This is a genomic window from Hymenobacter rigui (assembly GCF_003944715.1).
Lineage (GTDB): Bacteria > Bacteroidota > Bacteroidia > Cytophagales > Hymenobacteraceae > Hymenobacter > Hymenobacter rigui.
Map to the genome: position 1 here is coordinate 118,803 of NZ_RWIT01000006.1, position 14,014 is coordinate 132,816.

Sequence of the window (14,014 nt, forward strand, 5' to 3'; positions counted from 1 at the left end):
TACCATACTGAAGCCCGGCTTTTCCACCAGGATAAACCGGGCTTCGGTGCGTTCCGGGGGCTGCATGGAACGTCGGGCCGGAACGTGGGCAAACCGCTTATATTTCTGGTTGATGACGAACTACTGGAAATGGCTGGCCGGCTACGGCGCCGGCGGGCTGCTGCTGATGGCGTGTGAGCAACGGCCGGCAACGCACACGGAGCGTGCGGCCCGGCAACCGGCCGATACCTTGGCTACGGCCGCTGATAAAGCCGCAGAACCCCCCGTGGTTCCGTCTGATACCACCGATGCCAGCCGAACCGGGTATTCGCTGCTGCAGGCTGGCCACGATACCGTGTTCCGGGTGGGGCGGCGGCAGTACCGGTTGCTGCTACGCGCCGCCACTGATTCCACTAAGCCGCTGCTGGCCGTTACCACAGGAGCAGTGGGCAGCTTTTTCGCCGCCGATACGGCCACGTTTGCCCGCACTCGGCAGGTACGCGGTTACGAAGGCTGGCACACTATCACGCTGCTCGACTCGGCAGGCCGGACGGTGTTTCGGCAGCGGCTGCGCAAGGCCGATTTTTTCGGCGTAGCCGACCCCGACGTGGTGACGGTGAGCGAGCCGCAGGCTCCGCGCCTGGTGGGCGCGCACGGTCCCAGCCAGCGGCTGGCCTTGGCATTGGAAATCGGTATTCCGTACAGTGATGTTTCGCAGCGCGTGGTGGTGCTGCTGCGGCTGGATGGCTCCGGGCGGCAGCTGTTCAATAGTTACCGCTCCAATTGGGGCGCGCCCGACTGTGTGCCCCGGCTGCTGGCCGATGGTACGCTGCTTACCTGCCAGGCCCTGGTGCCGCCCAGCGGCCCGCTGGTGTCGTTGCAAAAGCCCCGCGCTGAGCTGGTGGCCGCTTTCCCGCTTACCGATACCACCTTGTTTACTGTCTACCGCTACGGCTACTACCGGCCCGCGCCGCCTGCCGCTCCCAGCCCCGCCACCGCGGAAAGCCTGCCGATTGAAGGGGCGGCTCCTAGCGCAGAGTTTCAGGAAGCGGACCAATGGGTGGAGGATGGCAGCCGCCGGCGCAGCCCTAATGCCTTCATCATTACGCCCGGTGGGCAGGTGCAGCAGCCGCTGCGCTACACCGGTACCGAGGGCACTATGGCCTATGAAGTGCCCCGCCGCTACGTGTGGCAAACGCACACGTACTATCTGCTGGATGAGAAGCGGGGCCTGCTGGCCATCGACAAGCACCGGCCCGGTACGGCGGCGACCCTTCCGTTTCGGCAGATGGAGGCTTTCCGCCGGCCCCGCCGGCCTGCCGAAATCCGGTTTGAGCTGCGTGGCCTCAACGCCCGGTACGCCTTTTATCTCGACCCCCAGCAACCGCGTCAACTCCAACTGGAGCAGCTGCCGGCCCCGGAGTAGCCAGTGTGGCGACCGTTCAGAAAGTCAGCAGTAGCTGAACAGGAAAACTGGCCTGTGCAGCGTGCGGGCCTGGCTGAGCAACGCGCGCCGGGTTTCCGGCCCGCAAACCCAAAACGGGTTTGGGTGAAACCATTACTACTTCAGCCACGCTGAAAAAACCGAAAGCCGGCCCACCCCCCTAACTGGTGAACCGGCTCCGGTACGTGCCTGCCCGACGCTGGTAGCCCGGCAGGATTATTAAAAAGACAATGGCGGAATGAGTGAGGAGCGGAACCCGGAAACTATAGCCAGGCTCCACTCTCACCCTGGCCAGCAGCCTTACGGCACTGGTGCTACGCTCAGGCTTGGTTTGTTTCCCACCCCCTTACCCGAGCAGTAGCGCTGGCTTATTTGTATTGGTAATGGCGCACATAGTCCATCTGCATCTGCTGGGGGAAGGTGGTTGAGCCATCAGGATTACCGTCGAAATTCCCCCCTACGGCCACGTTCAGAATTACGAAGAATGGGTTGTTGAAGGGGAAGGGACTTGCGTCGTTGCCTGTAAACTGGTAATACGGCTGCGTTTCCCCATCCACGTAAAAGCGGAGCAGGTCCTTGCTGCGCACTACCGAATAGGTGTGGAAATCGGCCGACAAATCCACAGACATTGCTTTGGTGAAGCCCTTGTAGCGGTGGTCGGCAGTGCTATTGCCGAAGTGCATGGTGCTCAGGAATTCCCGGGGCTGACTGCCGCGTAGCTCCATAATGTCAATTTCACCGCACTTAGGCCAGTTATTCTGGTCGATATCGGAGCCCAGCATCCAGATGGCGGGCCACACGCCTTTGCCCTTGGGTAGCTTGGCGCGCACATCAATGCGGCCGTATTGGAAGCTCTGCTTGCCTTTGGTGATGAGGCGGCCCGAGGTGTAAGCATTGGGACCCGTCTGCTTGGCCTGAATTACGAGGTTGCCCCCGCTCATGTACACGTTGTCGTTGGTGTTAGTGTAGGTCTGCAGCTCGTTGTTGCCCCAGCCGCCGCCGCCCAGCTCGTAGGTCCACTTGGTCTGGTCGAGGGCCCCGGTATTGAACTCGTCGCTCCAGACCAGCTCCGTGTACTGGTTGTAGTCGCGCGCTTCCTCATTCACTACCGGCGTGGTGGAGGTAGGAGTAGGCTGCGGGACGTTCTTGGTTTTGGTTTCGGTGCAGGCTAGCAGACTCAATGCTACAGCTAGGCCGGCAGTCAGGAAAGCGGGATTCGGCCGGAGCCGGAAGAAGTTTTTCATGGACGAAGGTTACGGAAGGAGGACTACAACACAACAAAACCAGCCCTCCGGCACCGCCAAAGCCGGCCAGCGCATTCCTGCACTGGCCGGCTAAACCGGAGAAGAAAATGCCGGAACTACTTGACAACCATCTTAATGGTGAAGACGGTTCCGCCGTTCTGGCCACTGCCGGCCCGCAGGGTCATCTTCTGGTTATCAATGCTCAGAATGCGGTACACCCGCTCGGTCGGCGAGGCATCGGTGGCGGCAATGAAGGCCCCGGGCCGCGTGAGGGTGAACTGCGCCAGGCCTGCACCCGAAGCCGGACCGAATACGTAAGGCGAGGTGCCCGACAAAGGAGCGGAGCAAACGTAGCCGGCGGCTGCCGAGAAGGTTTCAGCCTTGGCGTCGTAAGTGAAAACGTTGGCCGTGGAGAAGGTGTACTCGTCGTCCGTCTGGCAGGCGGGCAGCGTGCCGGCGGCGGCTCCGGCGAAGTAGGCCAGCGGGTTGGCCTCGGTGCCTACCGTAATGGGGGCATCGGCGGCGTTGTCCAGTTTCCAGGTACGCGAGGAGCCGCCCGTGAGCAGCTGCTTGTATGGAGCCGTAGCATCGTAGGGGGCCAGCGTCAGCACGGTACGGGTACCGTCGGGGTTGGTGCCGCGCAGGCGCAGCTTGGTATCGGTAGCCTCCAGAATATCGTATGTTTTGTTGGCTACGGAATCAGTAATACCGATGAAGTTGCCTTTCCCTTTCAGTACGATTTGCGGATTGCCGCTGGCATTGGGCCGGAACACGAAGCTGCCGCCGTTATCTACCGATGTGCCGCAAGTACCGTTCTTGAACGTCTGGCCGCCACTCACGTAGCCCAGCGAGAAGTTCTTGCTGAAAGCAAACTGGTCGTCGAGCTGGCAAGCGTTGAGTACCGTAGAGCTAGACAGCACCGTTCCCGTGGCCGATTCGCGCACGATGGCACCCGGGTCGGAGGAAAGGGACCATACGCGGGTACCGCTGCCGCTGCAGTCTACCAGCTTGCTGAAGGCCGCGTTGTTGCAGGCGTCCGGAATAGTGATGGTCTGCTTGGCTGAGATGCCCGTGCCACCGCGGCCGGAAGTGTACAGCTGCACTTGGTAGGAGCCGGGCTGCGGGTAGGTGTGCGATACCGGGCTACCAGTACCGCGCGAGTTGTCGCCGAAATCCCAGGAGTACACAAAGCCATCGGTGCTGGTGCTGGTGAACGTCACCACCGTGGGAAACTCCGTGGTATTGGCCTGGGAGGTAAAGGATGCCTGGGGCACGGCGCCCTCCAGCTTATAATCGTCGCCTTCCTTTTTGCAGGAGGCCAGCCACAGCGGCGCGGCCAGAAGGCCGAGGGCTGCTACACGTACTATCGTTTTCATGGGAAGTAAAGCAAGAAATGTGGGAAGGGGGAGAAAGGGCGGCGAAACGGGTAACCGCCCCGCCGCTACACTGGCTGCTTAGTAGCCGGGGTTCTGGCTGAGGCCCCGGTTTACGTCGCGCTCCGATTGGGGCACGGGCAGCAACACGTTGTATGATTTCACACCTTTGGCAATCAGCTGGGGCGAGGTAAGCAGCTCGCCGGTGCGCTTCATGTCAAACCACCGGTCGTTTTCGAAGGCCAGCTCGTACTTCCGCTCCCGCCACACGGCCCGCTTGAAGTTGTCGGCGCTGATGCCAGCGGCAATATCGTGGGTGCCAGGAGTATTGATGGCTTCGCCGAAAGCCCGGCGCCGCACTTTGTTGATGGCTTCCAGACCCGAGGCCGTGGGGCCTTCCGCTTCCGCCTGAATCAGGTACATTTCAGCCAGACGCAGCACCGGAATGTTCAGCTCCGAGTCCCAGATGTTGGTGTTCACTTTGCCCACAAACCACTTTTTGCAGCCATAGCCGTTGGGCGAGCCGGGCAGCGTGGCCGGCTGTACGCGGCCATCGGGGTACTTGTCGCCGGGCTTCCAGATGGTTACGTCGCGGCGCAGGTCGCCGGCTTCGTAGCCCGCCACGAAATCGGGCTCCGGAATGTTGAAGCCGTAGCCGCCCTGGGGCACAATGCCCTGACCGCGGGGGCCGAAGAACTCGTTGCCCACGAAGCCTAGCCCATCAAAGGTGTACTGGTTGCGGCCGGCCACATACTGCACCTCAAACAGCGACTCCTGGCCGTTTTCAGTGGATACCTTGAAGTTGTCGCCGTAGTTGGCCCACAGGGACTTACCGCTGCCGGCAATTACCTCTTTGGCCCGGGTGGCGGCCCCGGTCAGGTTGCCCTGGGTCAGGTACACCTTCGCCAGCAGGGCCGTAGCCGACCACTTGGTGGCCCGGCCGATGTCGTCGCCGCTGTAGGAGGTGGGCAGGTTGCCGATGGCGTCGGTGAGGTCCTGCACAATCTGGGTGTACACCTGGGCGGCCGGCGTGCGCTGCACGTTCACGTCTTCCAGGGTTACGGGGGGCTTGGTCAGCAGGGGCACGTCGCCGTAGGCCCGCACCAGGTCAAAGTAATACTTGGCCCGCAGGAACTGCGCCTCACCGATGCAGCGCTTCTGAATGGCGGCATCAATACTCATGGCCGGCACTTTCTGGAGCACAATATTGGCCCGCCCAATGCCGATGAAGCAGCCACCCCACAGGCGGCTTACAATGGGGTTGGTGGTGGGAATGTTGAAGAAATCGAGCTGTTGCTGCTCAATTCCGTCGCCGCCACCGCCACCGCCGGTAGTCGAAATGTCGGAGCCAATGTCACCGATACCCCACAGGGCGTAGTTGTACTGCCCGCCTTTGCCCAGCTCGCTGTAAATAGCGTTGGTAGCCTGAATGGCATCGGTGGTGGTTTTGTAGAAGTTGGCATCGGTTACCTGGTCAGTCGGGGATTCCGAAAGGAATTCCTTCCCGCAGCCGGTCAGCAGGCCCAGCGTCAGCAGGGTAGCACTGGTATATTTTGTGATGAAGCTCATCGTCAGAAACTGTTAGGGAATTTTGTTGGTAGCCGGGTAACCGGAAGCTCAGCACGTAGCGTGCCGGCTCCCGGCCCCTGGCATCAGACACTAGAAACCGATGTTGAGACCAGCCAGGAATACCCGCGGCTGCGGATAAATGCCCAGGTCAACACCACGGGAACCTACCTCCGGGTCGTAGCCGGTGTACTTGGTCAGCGTCAGCAGGTTCTGCGCCGATACGTACAGCCGCACCTGCTTGGCCGCAATGCGGCTCATGACCGTGGTGGGCAGCGAGTAGCCTAGCGTGAGGGTTTTGATACGCAGGTAGGAGCCATCCTCCAGGAAGTAGCTGCTTACCCGCAGGTTGGTGTTGGGGTCACCGGCCACGGCCCGGGGTACATCGTTGCTGGTGCCGGGGCCCGTCCAGCGGCCCAGTACCCGCTTGCTGCCGCTGCTGTTGCCATACAGCGGGCTTTCCAAGATGTAGCGGTTCTGGTTGTAGATGTCGTTGCCCTGGGAGCCCTGAATGAACATGTTCAGATCAAAGCCGCCGAAGGTGAGCGTGTTGTTGATGCCGTAGGTAAAATCGGGGTTGGGGTTGCCGATGAACGTCCGATCCGATGCGTTAATCACACCGTCGTTGTTCAGGTCTTTGAAGCGGATGTCGCCGGGGGCCGCCCCGTTCTGGGTAGCGTGGTTTTTCACGTCCTCCGGCGTCTGGAACAAGCCGTCAGCCACATAGCCATAGAACGAGCCGAAAGGCTGGCCTTTATCATAGCGGACAATCACACCGCTCAGCGCGCCCAGGCCATCGTAGGGCTGCCCTACCCCCAGCGACTCCAGCTTGGTTTTGTACGCCGACACGTTCAGGGTAGTGGTCCAGTTGAATGCCCGGCCCGAACCCTGCACGTTGTGCGAGGTAAAGGAGAAGTCGATGCCGCGGTTGTAGGCGTTGGCCGCGTTACGGTTTACGCTCTCATACGTACCCGATACCAACGACACCGGCACCGGCGCAATCAGGTTGGGCGAAGTCCGGTCGTATACGTCCACCGTAGCTTCAAAACGGTTATCCAGGAAGCCCATATCCAGGCCAATGTTGGTCTGGTTGTTGGTTTCCCAGCGCAGGTCCGGGTTGGCCAGGCGGGTAGGTGCGGCCCCGGTCTGGATGGTGCCGTTCGGCCCGAAGGGATACGAAATCTGGGAGTTGATGGCGTAGAGGTAGGCAAAGCGGCCGGCGTTGTTGGGGTTACCCACTTTGCCGTAGCCCGCGCGCAGCTTCAGGTTGCTGATTACGCTGTTGCCTTTCAGGAAATCCTCCTCCGAGATGCGCCAGCCGGCCGATACGCCGGGGAAGAAGCCAAACTGGTCGCCGGGAATGAAGGCACCCGAGCCGTCGTAGCGGGCAATGGCTTGGAACAGGTATTTACCGGCAAACTCGTAGTTCAGGCGAGCAAAGTAGCTGGCCAGGTGCGAGGTGGGGTTGATGATACCCGCGTTGGCCAGGGACGTGTTCAGCGGCCCGGTGTTAATCACCTGCAGGTCGTTGCGCTGGTAGCCAGTGCGATAGGCCTCCACGTTGCTGTAGTTGAACCACTGCGCCGACTGCCCCAGCAGCACCGTTACCTGGTGCTTGTCGTTGAACAGGTGGTCGTAGGTAGCGGTGTTTTCTACCAGGTAGCTGGGTGCGTACGACGACGTGGCCGAAGCGCCGGCCAGGTTATAGCGGGTGCTGTACACCTCGTTGCCAACGCGCAGCTCGGGCACCGTAGGCCGGAACGAGTTGAAGTTGTCGAAGATGAAGTCGGCCCCGATGTTGGTACGGAAGCGCAGGCCCTTCACCGGTTCCAGCTCCGCGAAAATGGTGGTGAGGGCGCGGTTGCGAACAAACTTCTGGTTGTTGAGGGTGGCCGCCGCAATGGGGTTTTCCTCAATGAAGTTATCCTGGGCCCCGCGGGGCTCATAGTAGTAGCCGTCGGGGCGGTACACCGGAATAATGGCCGGGATGCGCAGCGTCTGCTGCACCGTGCCGTACTCGCCGTTATTGCTGGTAATCTGGCGGTCTTCCAGGTGGGTCAGCGAGATGCTGTTGCCCAGCTTCAGCACCTTGTTCACCTGCACGTCGCCGTTGGCCCGCAGCGTGAAGCGCTCAAACTTGGAGCCCACAATGGTACCATCCTGCTGGAAGTAGCTGCCCGACACGGCGAAGCGGGCCTTGTCGGAGCCGCCCGTAGCCGAGAGGGAGTAGTTCTGAATGGCGGCGCGGCGGAACACCTCGTCCTGCCAGTCGGTGCCTTCGCCCAACGAGGCCGGGTCGCGCAGGCGGTCTACCACAATCGGCTCGCCGCCGGCAATGCGGTTTTCATTGTTGATAACGGCGTACTCCTGGGCATTCAGCAGCGGCAGCTTGCGCCATACCTGCTGCACGCCGCGGTAGGCATCCAGGTTGATGGTGGAGGTACCAGCCTTGCCGCGCTTGGTGGTGATAATCACTACCCCGTTGGCAGCGCGCACCCCGTAAATAGCCGTGGCCGACGCATCCTTCAGGATGTCAATGGTTTCAATGTCGTTGGGGCTGATGGCGTTCAGCTGGTTTTCACCGCCCTCGGGCAGCGGGAAGCCGTCCACCACGTACAGCGGGTTGTTATTACCTGCCGACGTAATACCCCGCACCCGGATGGAAGTGCCGGCCGCCCCGCCCGGGGCCCCACCGTTGGAGGTTACCGTGACGCCGGCCGCCCGGCCCTGCAGCGCCTGCGTGGCATCAGCTACGGGCTGCGAGGCAATTTCGCGGGAGGAAACCGACGATACGGCCCCCGTTACGCTGCCGCGCTCCTGGGTACCGTAGCCTACTACTACTACCTCGCTCAGCGCGCGGGTATCTTCGGTAAGCTTAATTGTGAGGTTGCTGGTAGCTCCGGTTATGGGAACTTCGCGGCGGGCAAACCCCACGTAGCTGATAACCAGCGTGGAGTTTTCGGGTACGTTCAGGCTGAATACCCCATCGGAGTTGGTGGTGGTGCCAATGCTGGTGCCCTTCACAATGATGGTAACACCCGGCAGTGGGTCGCCGTTTTCCTGAGTTATCCGGCCTGACACCGGCACATCGGCCAGCGCCGTTAGTCGGACGGCCGCTGAGGGAAGGCTGGCGGGAGCAGCCGCCACTGATGGTAGGGCCGGCAAACCGATGGCCGCCAGCCACATTGCCCGGCGTAGCGCCTGAGGGTAGAGGTGTTGGTTCATGAATGTGTGGGAATTGAGGGAAGTTAAAAGCAGGTAAAAAACCGGCAAGTACTGGGCCCATCCTTGGGATGAACAGGCAACCGGAGAATAAAACAAAGAGGAAAAACCAACCAGTCGTGTGGCCTGCATTGGTGCCGGAACCGGTGAGTTAAATCAGCGTGTGCAACCAAGATTGGCAGCACATCCATTGCGTGGCACCGGGCAACAGGTACTCTAAGCAGACTCAGTCGAAGCGACTTCAGATGGGGAACTGCTATCTGGCTTAGGGAAGCAGGGGTAATTAAACACTCAAATATATCGGGGCTTGTTTCGGAAAAGCAATATCAAAACCCCCTAAAACGGCTGGAATAAGCGTTTTTAACCTTACTACACAACTGGATTATACACTTACCACACACGCAAAAAACATAACTTACGGCCTCAAAACTCTGCAATGGGCATTCGGCAGTAAGTGTAGCACCACGTAAAAAACAATCAAAAAAGAGACATTTGTGGGTAAGTTTTTTACACTTATTTCTCAATTAGTGTCCACTTACCTACCAAAGAGGTTCTTAAAACCAATGATGCCCCTTTGACTTACTGCGGTCTTTGATAGGTTCAAAACCGTTGCAAGTCAAAGGGGCATCAGCCCGTTGGCCCAAACAGGGCAGTGGATTTTGCAGATCGGGGCGCTACTCTTGCACCAAAGTTTCGGCAGCTACATTCTCCTCTGGCTCGGTGGTGGTGGCATCCAGCAGCACATGAGTCCAGCCTTCGTTCTCATCAAAGTCGGGGGAGAGACGGCGGCGACGCATGGCTTCCATCACTTTCTGGCTGAAGCTCCAGCAGGTGCCCTGCCGCAAATCGAGCAGGCGGGAAAGCTCCTGGGAAGAGTAGTTACCCTTGTGGGTGTAAATCAGAAAGACGGCGTAGAATGCCTTGATAATCGAGAACTTGCACTTCTGCAGCAGGGTGTAGGCCGTGGCTGACTCCACGTAGCGGCACTTAGTGCAACGGCGGGAATGAGGCTCCCGCCCGTCGCAATACTTCTCGTGGCCACACTTGCGGCAGTGGTAGCCATCTGCCCACTTCAGGTTGGCCAGGTAGGCGAGGCAGGCGTCCTTATCGGGATAAATCTGGCTAAACTCGCCGAAATCCACCTCCTTCGAAAGAACCCGGGCCGTTTTCACCTCCTGCAGGTCCTGCTGCAGCTCGGTGTTCAGCTTTTCAATAGCTGCCGACTGCAGGGCCAGTAACCCATTCGCGTGCAGCAGCTCCCGGTTCTGCGCCGCAATGGTGTCGCTCTGCTGCCGGAGCTCGTCGGTGCGCTGGGCTACCAGACTTTCCAGTTCAGAATTGAGCTGGTCTTTGAGCTCCTGGTTGCGCTGAAGCTGCTCCACCAGCTGCTCCTGCACCAAATGCTTTTTGCGCAGCTGCTTCACCAGCTTACCCTGGGCCCGGATGGTGGCATCCTTGATAGCCTTGATTTTCTCGCCCAGCGCGTACGAGAGCACCACTACTTCAATCACAAAGGCCACGTTCATGCTATATACCGTGCCGGTATTGGTGAACATGCTGATGCCCAGCTTTCTGAGAATAAGAAAGCCTACGCTGATGGCGACCAGCGCGTGGGCCAGCAGGAAAAAGCGGGCCGTGCGCTGCCCCCGCTGCCACACCCGCAGTGCGGCGTAGTAGATGAGGCCGTAGGGCAGCAGGTAAAACCAGAAACCCCAGCCCGAATGCAGCCAGAGCGCATCAATAACCAGCCCGATAACGCTCATGATAACTACGCCCCGCACCCATCGGTCGAAACGGGGCAGGCGCAGGGACATATCCAGAAACTGCCGGGCATAGTAGCTGAACGTGAGCAGCAGTAGAATGGGCGAGCCTGCCACAATCAGCTCATTCAGAGCTGGATAATTGGGCCACAAGTACTGAAAACCCAACCCGTCTTCCGACAGAAATACCAGGCTGCAGCTGAGCACGTACAGCACGTAGCGCAGGTAGGTTTGCTCACCAATGAACAGGTAGAGGCACAGGTTATATACCACCATAATCAGCAGAATACCATAAAAGCCGCCCAGCAGGCCATACTCCGTCTGGAAGTGAATGGCGAGGGGCTGCTCAGTGCGTAAGCGGCTGAGAAAGGTGGTTTTGGAGCTGGAAACCAGCCGTAGGTAGTATGTCTGGGTTTGCTCCGACTGCAACGGCAGCCGGAACAGGAAGTTCTTGTAGGGAAATTTGCGCGTAATCAGCGGCCGGTCGGAGCCGGTAATGGTGGGGGCGGCCCCGTCGGCTGGGAAAAACTCTACGCTATTCAGGTGAGAGTCAAACATTTCCAGGTACCAGTGCTGCTGGAGCTGCCCCTGCGCCCGAATCTCCAGCCGCAGCCAGTACGCCGAGCCGGGGTGGTCCATGGTAGTGGTGGGAAGCATGCTGCCGGCCTTGAACTGCGCCGCCCGCGCGGGCTGGCGCACATCCTGAATGGTTAACTGACCGGTCGGGTCTTCCAGCACACTGTAGTAGCCGGGGTCCACAAACAGTTCCTGCAGACGGGGCGTTACCCGCAGGGTGTCGGCAGGACGGGCACCAGCGCGCAGGCTGGCAGCCGTTAGCAGCAGCAGTATACCAGCCAGCAGGAGGGAGTGCCAGGTGGGGCGCTGCACTGGAGTAAGAAAGGTTACGCGCTTCATGGGAACTTCTAAAGTACGAAAACCTGCCAGTGTTTAATTACTCACCAGCTCCCGCGCCGGCGCGGGCGGGTACAAACCGCAGCCAGCCCAGCTGGTTGAGTGGGCCCTCTATGGCTACCCGCAGAGTATGCTGCCCGGCTGGCAGGACTGGGGTTTGTAGCCCAACGGTAACCCAGCCGGTGCCGGCCGGCACCGATACGGTACCCAGGGACAGGTCGCCCAGGGTAAGGCGAAGCTGCCCGGGCTGGGCACCAGGGCGCAGATACAGCTCCGTCTGATAACTGGCTGCGGAACTGATGTTTACTGTGTACGTCAGCCATTCGCCGGGCTGGAGCTGCTCCACGGCAAATCCATTAGGCAGCTCGGGACTAGGTGCAATGTCCACGCCATCGTTGCGGTAAGCCAGGCCGAGGTTGTGCGGGGTCAGGTCGCGGTAGTCGGTGCGGGTGGAGTAGGTGTCGTGGTAAGCCACGCCGTCACGGCCCAGGTCGTAGTCGGTGGCCGCAATAGTGCCCGGAATAGTAAGAGGTCGGAAGGGTTGTTGAGAATCAGCGGGTTGGGTGAGGGCAGCGGCTACATCGGCATTGATCTGGCAATTGGCAAACCGGATATTGTGCAGCAACGCGGCCCGGCCCTGGGGCGTGAGGATGCTGCCGTAGGGCGCAATGCGCAGCAGGCCCGCGCCGGAATCTACCCGCTTAATGTTCCAATGCCCCCAGCCGATGCCCCGGTCGTTGAGGCTCTGCACTGCGGTGGCAAACCAGTCATTGGAGTTTTCGCCGGTTTCGCCTACCCACACCGGTACCTGCCACTTGTCGCGGAAGGCTGTGAGGTTGCTGAATAGGTTGATCTGGTTAGGGTTGGGGTCGGCGGCCTCGGCGGTGTTTGGGCACCAATAGCGGTGAGCGTTGTATACCAAGTTGGCGGTACTTTTTACCTTAAGCTTGTCGGGGGTGAGGTTGGTGTACTCGTTGCCATACCCGTTGCCTTCCAGCATGATGAGGTGCTGATCATTGCGGGCCCGTACGGCATCAATCAGGCGAGAGTACAGCGCATTTAATTCTTGGTTATCAGATGATAAACCATTGGCGGCATTCAGGCCATGGGGCTCATTGATGAGGTCATATAAGGCAATAGTCGGCTCGGTGCGGTACCGGTCGGCCAGCGTTTCCCACAATCGTACCGTTATATCCTGGTAAATCAGGCGTCCCTGGCTGTCGTGCCGCTTCCAGAGGTCCAGGGGCCGAAAGTTGTCGTTGATGTTGCGGTCGGTGCCCTGACCGCCGGGGGCCGCGTGCAGGTCCAGCACTACATACAGGTTATTGGCGGCGCACCACTTCACCACCTCATCAATGTAGCGGATGCCTTCCAGCTTAGCGGGTCGGGCAAATAGCTGGCCCTTGTCATACCACTGGCTGAGCTGCTGTACGTAAGCATCCAGTTTTTGCGGGTTCTGCGGGTGCCGGATTACCTCGGTTCGGGCATGGCGCTGCTCCGGAGTCAGAAACAAATCATAGTGCAGCGGCAGCCGGACGCAGTTAAAGCCCTGCCGGGCCAGAAAGTCGATATCAGCCTTCGTGATGAACTGCTGCCGATACTGGCGGTAAAACTTCTCCATTTCCGCCTCCGACATGGTGCGCAGCAGCCCCTGTTTGATGCGCCATTGGCTGTTGAGGGTATCGGTGCCGAGTATGTAGCTTTCCTGCAACAGCCAGCCCCCCACATTATAGCCCCGTAACACTACTTCCTGACCGACGGCATTCACGGTTTTAGGACCTGCTGCGTGCAAAAAATTCAGTCGTTGGGCGTGGGCCGGGCCAGCCAGTGCCAGCAGCCCGCCCAGCAACAGCCCGAGCACCCCGGAAATAACGGATGGCCCGTATAGACCTGGTACCGGTCTGTTTTGGCAAATCATAACACAGAAATATGGGTGGGATGGGAAGGGGCGGTACGGGAGAAAAAAACAAGGCGGAGAAGCTCCGCCCCGTTTCTGCTTTTTCTCACTCGTGAAGAAGGGGGTGCGCCCACAGAGCGCGGCAGCCTGTTGCGTTGCAGCGGCTCTGGCTGCGAAGGGTACTATTGCTGCTGCCGCCGACGTTCGCCAGGGCGGCAACAGCCTGGGATATGGAGCGCGCGGCCAATGGGAAAGGCAACGGCCGCGGCGCACGCAGACCCGGTACGCAGAACCCAACCGTGGGTGGGCGGCACCTAATCAAATGTAAGGGCGCGCACGGCAGAAAATCAAGGCGTGAAACCGGTTAGAAACGGCTTAAAAGGCACTTTTGCATTTGGTTGCTTAGTAGGCTATACGCTTACAGCACACGCAAAAGGTTCGGCCCAGGGGAGTTTTCGGGGTGGCACTGGCTTGAAGTGGCACGGCTAAAAAACACGTAAAAAAATGTCGGCAGCTTCCAATTATTTTTCGGTGGACGGCTGGCCACCGGTTCCTGCCTATGCTGAGCAAACATTTCCCGAAGTAGGCTTGTGTTAGGTCCGTCAATACTCCGTTCT

7 protein-coding genes are annotated in these 14,014 nt (G+C 59.8%); 1 reads left to right on the forward strand and 6 read right to left on the reverse strand.

Annotation, left to right across the window (positions count from 1 at the left end; genetic code table 11):
• Window positions 1–112 precede the first annotated feature (112 nt).
• Entirely contained in the window at window positions 113–1,405 is a 1,293-nt protein-coding gene (locus tag EI291_RS13155; protein WP_125420618.1) for a hypothetical protein, read from the forward strand.
• A 386-nt stretch (window positions 1,406–1,791) separates the two neighbouring features.
• Here EI291_RS13155 and EI291_RS13160 read toward each other — a convergent pair whose 3' ends face one another.
• From EI291_RS13160 to EI291_RS13185, 6 genes are all read right to left on the reverse strand, one after another.
• On the reverse strand, window positions 1,792–2,667 hold the full coding sequence (locus EI291_RS13160; RefSeq protein WP_125420620.1) for a glycoside hydrolase family 16 protein: 876 nt from the start codon (window positions 2,665–2,667) through the stop codon (window positions 1,792–1,794).
• A 116-nt stretch (window positions 2,668–2,783) separates the two neighbouring features.
• Window positions 2,784–4,043 (reverse strand): PKD domain-containing protein, encoded by a 1,260-nt coding sequence (locus EI291_RS23025; protein ID WP_205701600.1) that lies wholly within the window; start codon window positions 4,041–4,043, stop codon window positions 2,784–2,786.
• A gap of 78 nt (window positions 4,044–4,121) precedes the next feature.
• Window positions 4,122–5,609, reverse strand: coding sequence for a RagB/SusD family nutrient uptake outer membrane protein (locus EI291_RS13170; protein ID WP_125420622.1), 1,488 nt, complete (start codon window positions 5,607–5,609; stop codon window positions 4,122–4,124).
• A gap of 90 nt (window positions 5,610–5,699) precedes the next feature.
• A complete protein-coding gene (locus tag EI291_RS13175) occupies window positions 5,700–8,831 on the reverse strand; it encodes a SusC/RagA family TonB-linked outer membrane protein (protein ID WP_170172632.1) in 3,132 nt (1,043 codons plus the stop codon).
• 671 nt (window positions 8,832–9,502) lie between these two features.
• Window positions 9,503–11,503, reverse strand: coding sequence for a 7TM diverse intracellular signaling domain-containing protein (locus EI291_RS13180; protein ID WP_125420626.1), 2,001 nt, complete (start codon window positions 11,501–11,503; stop codon window positions 9,503–9,505).
• 37 nt (window positions 11,504–11,540) lie between these two features.
• The gene (locus EI291_RS13185; protein WP_170172633.1) at window positions 11,541–13,361 is read right to left on the reverse strand and encodes a cellulase family glycosylhydrolase; all 1,821 of its coding nucleotides are present in this window, start codon (window positions 13,359–13,361) and stop codon (window positions 11,541–11,543) included.
• Window positions 13,362–14,014: the final 653 nt, after the last annotated feature.

Excerpts from the sequence above, each read along its gene's own strand:
- EI291_RS23025 (WP_205701600.1), bottom strand. The coding sequence starts at position 4,043 with ATGAAAACGATAGTACGTGTAGCAGCCCTCGGCCTTCTGGCCGCGCCG.
- EI291_RS13160 (WP_125420620.1), bottom strand. The coding sequence starts at position 2,667 with ATGAAAAACTTCTTCCGGCTCCGGCCGAATCCCGCTTTCCTGACTGCC.
- EI291_RS13180 (WP_125420626.1), bottom strand. The coding sequence starts at position 11,503 with ATGAAGCGCGTAACCTTTCTTACTCCAGTGCAGCGCCCCACCTGGCAC.
- EI291_RS13155 (WP_125420618.1), top strand. The coding sequence starts at position 113 with ATGACGAACTACTGGAAATGGCTGGCCGGCTACGGCGCCGGCGGGCTG.
- EI291_RS13170 (WP_125420622.1), bottom strand. The coding sequence starts at position 5,609 with ATGAGCTTCATCACAAAATATACCAGTGCTACCCTGCTGACGCTGGGC.
- EI291_RS13175 (WP_170172632.1), bottom strand. The coding sequence starts at position 8,831 with ATGAACCAACACCTCTACCCTCAGGCGCTACGCCGGGCAATGTGGCTG.